Annotated in this window: 5 protein-coding genes; all 5 read left to right on the top strand. The window is 27.6% G+C overall.

Annotated elements, in window-relative coordinates:
* Positions 1-5: 5 nt before the first annotated feature.
* The 5 genes from DRZ96_RS12295 (at position 6) to DRZ96_RS01355 (ending at position 3,044) form a co-directional block, all read left to right on the top strand.
* Complete coding sequence (locus tag DRZ96_RS12295; protein WP_409371949.1) at positions 6-170, top strand: Gfo/Idh/MocA family oxidoreductase; 165 nt, start codon at positions 6-8, stop codon at positions 168-170.
* Positions 161-469: a hypothetical protein gene (locus DRZ96_RS01375; protein ID WP_112889296.1), complete on the top strand. Its 309-nt coding sequence runs from the start codon at positions 161-163 to the stop codon at positions 467-469. Before DRZ96_RS12295 ends, DRZ96_RS01375 begins: the two co-directional genes overlap by 10 nt.
* Before the next feature lie 11 nt (positions 470-480).
* Positions 481-963: a hypothetical protein gene (locus tag DRZ96_RS01370; RefSeq protein WP_409371948.1), complete on the top strand. Its 483-nt coding sequence runs from the start codon at positions 481-483 to the stop codon at positions 961-963.
* A 19-nt stretch (positions 964-982) separates the two neighbouring features.
* The gene (locus DRZ96_RS01365; RefSeq protein WP_112889294.1) at positions 983-2,515 is read left to right on the top strand and encodes a condensation domain-containing protein; all 1,533 of its coding nucleotides are present in this window, start codon (positions 983-985) and stop codon (positions 2,513-2,515) included.
* An 85-nt stretch (positions 2,516-2,600) separates the two neighbouring features.
* Complete coding sequence (locus DRZ96_RS01355) at positions 2,601-3,044, top strand: AMP-binding protein (RefSeq protein ID WP_112889293.1); 444 nt, start codon at positions 2,601-2,603, stop codon at positions 3,042-3,044.
* Positions 3,045-3,416 lie beyond the last annotated feature (372 nt).

The following is a 3,416-nucleotide window of genomic DNA, read 5'->3' as shown; positions in this document are numbered from 1 at the left end:
TTCAAATTGCAGGTATTATCGGAAGAGGAAGTGAAAGGTCAAAGACACTTTCAAAGAAATATAATGTACCACTGTATTTTAATGTTGAAGAATTGCCATCAGATATAGATTTAGCTTGCGTTATTGTTAGAAGTGAGGGAACAGGTGGGATGGAACAGAATTGTGCATAGATTTACTAAATAAAGGAATAAACGTAATTCAAGAGCAACCTGTTTATCAAGAACATTTATATAAATGTTATAAGCTAGCAAGAGAGAAAAACCTTATTTACTTGACTGCAAATCTATATTCAAATTTATCAAATATGCAGAGCTTTGCAGTGTATGCAAAAAAATTAAATATATATTCTAAGTTAGAATATATAAGCGTTTCTTTTTCTACACAATTATCATATGTAGCTTTGGATTTATTAGCTATTTCTGGAATTTTAGGTGATTTGGAGTTGGATAATAATATAATAAAGGATTAGGCCCATTTGATATATTATATGGAAATATAGGGAAATTACCTATTTTAATAGAATTCAATAATCAATTAAATCCCAAAACACCTGATTACAATATGCAATTAATGTATAGTTTTAAACTTTATTATGAAGATGGAGTATTATCGCTAAATGATGCGTATGGAGATGTTGCTTGGCGTCCAAGAACATATTTAAAAGGAGCTAAAGACGATTTAAATATAGGTAAAGAGTCAATCTACAAGGTTTTGAATTCTTTAAAAGAAACGAGTACTTCAAAATTTTTTCAAACATACTGGATTGATTCAATAACAGCAGAATTGATTAAAATGAAGAAATATATGAATTCAGGCAAACTTGATATTCGTCGAGTAAACAGGGAACTATCAACATCTAAAAAATGGGAAATTTTGCAGAAAAAAGCGGGATATGCAAAGTTTATGGAGACTAGTAAAGAGAAGCTGCTTTTGCTGAGTGATATAAAAATTTTTGATGAATAATTTAATAAGGAGGTAAATAATGGAGAACGGTTATAAAGAAATAATTGAAAAATATTCTAAGCAAGGTATTGAGTTGTATGTTGATGGTGAAAAGTTAAAATATAAATCCATAAATGGTCAGTTAGATGAAGATATTTTAATGGAATTAAAATTAAATAAAGATGGACTTAAAGAATACATTAAAAAACTTGAGAATAAATATGATGTTAAAGATGATTATGCACCATTTCCATTATCTCCAGTTCAGAAATCATATCTTTATGGAAGAGATGACTTACATTCATATGGAAATGTATCTTGTCACATTTATCAAGAATTTTTATATGATAATTTAGACGTTTCAAAAGTACAAGATACATGGAATTACTTGATAAATAAACATGAAATGCTGAGGGCAGTTATATTTAAAGAAGGTTATCAAAAAATACTACAAAAAGTTCCAGAATATGAGGTTGTTACAGGAGATAGGATATCTATTAGAGAACAGTTAGAGGATAAAGTTTATCAATTAGAAAAATGGCCAATGTTTGATATTGGAGTATCAAATTATGGAGAAAAATCAATTTTACACTTTTCGATGGATTTTATGATATGTGATTGGTCAAGTATATGGCAACTTCTATTAGAGTTTGAGATGAAGTATTTTAAAGGAATAGAGAATGATAGACAATCTAAGATATCATTTAGGAATTATATAATAAGTGAAGAAAAGACAAAAGAAAACTCGGAATACAAGAAGGCGAAAGCATATTGGAGTCAAAAGACTAGAAAATTAAAGACATCTCCAGTAATACCTTTAAAAACGCTAAAAGAAACGGATGTTTGTAAGTTTAAAAGATTGTCTTTAACATTAGATAAGGATATGTGGGATAAATTTAAAATTTTAGCTCAAAACCATGCTTTAACACCGACAGCGTCAGTATTGACTGTATATAGTGAAGTACTAAAAAAATGGAGTACAGAAAAAGAATTTCTTATAAATTTAACTTTATTTAACAAGAAAAATTTAGGGGAAAATATAGAATATTTAGTAGGAGATTTTACAAATACATCGGTAATTTCGATAAAAAACATAAAAGAATCTTTTTCAGAGTTAGCAAGAGAAGTTAATAAAGAATTATTCAGCTCAATAGATAATAGTGCATATCCTGGAGTTAATATATTAAGAGATATTGCTAAACTGCATAACTCCAAAGAATTTTTAGCACCGTATGTATTTACAAGTGCAATAGGGTTAATTAAAAAGAGGTTGATAGGAAGATATGTGTATGGAATATCTCAAACACCGCAAGTATTTATTGATTGTCAAGCTATGGATACTGAATTAGGTTTACAGATTAATTGGGATGTTCGTGAAGGAATATTTGAAGATGATATGTTGGAGGATATGTTTAGTGAGTTTAAGAAGATTTTAATAAATTTATCGAACAATAAAGAATTTTGGGAGAAACGTCTTGAAATTAATCTACCTAAGTGGCAACGTGAAATTAGAGAAAAAGTTAATGCTACAAATAAAAAAATTAATAATAAGACATTATTAGAAGATTTTTAGAAAAAGTAAAATCTTATCCAGATAAGGCGGCTGTTATAGACTCTAGAGGTTCAATTTCTTATAAAGAATTATATAATAAGTCTGTATCTATAGCTTTAGCATTGAAAGAAAAAAATGTAAAAAAGGTGAGCATATAATTGTAAAACTACCACATAATAAAAGTCAAGTTTATACTATTCTTGGAATACTTATGGTAGGAGCTATATATGTTCCGGTAGATTTTAATATAGAAGAAAAAAGATTAGAGAATATTTTAAAACAATGTAATTGTAAAGTTATTTTGACAAATGTCAGTTGTTATGATAGTAGACAAAGAAATTTTGTGAACATTGATGATGTAAATTATAGGTTAGATTTGATAAATATGTTTAATATAGAACATATCGATTCGACTGATGCAGCTTATATCATGTTTACGTCAGAGACTACTGAAAATCCAAAAGGTGCTGTAATAAATCATGGCGCAGTATTTAATACTATATATGATATAAATCAAAATTTGAAATATCTGAGAGAGATTGCATATTAAGAATATCAAATTAGATTTTGACTTATCTGTTTATGATATTTTTGGAATGCTATCAGTTGGAGGAACTATTGTATATCCTGATGAAAGTGAGTATTTAAGATAAATTGATTGAAGAAATATATTAAATATGGTACCAGAATTAATGTGATGTGTCGATAGTTCATTAATTCACCATTTAATATAGACACAGAATTTTTTCAATCAATATCCAATGAGCAGGATTTAAATACTCACTTTCATCAGGATATACAATAGTTCCTCAACTGATAGCATTCCAAAATATCATAAACAGATAAGTCAAAATCTAATTTTGATATTTTAATATGCAATCTCTCTCAGATATTTCAAATTTTTGATTTATATCATATATAG

This window comes from Peptoniphilus harei (assembly GCF_900454685.1).
GTDB classification, from domain to species: domain Bacteria; phylum Bacillota; class Clostridia; order Tissierellales; family Peptoniphilaceae; genus Peptoniphilus_A; species Peptoniphilus_A harei.
Note: the sequence above shows the minus strand (reverse complement) of the source record. Positions and strands in the feature narration are given on the sequence as shown.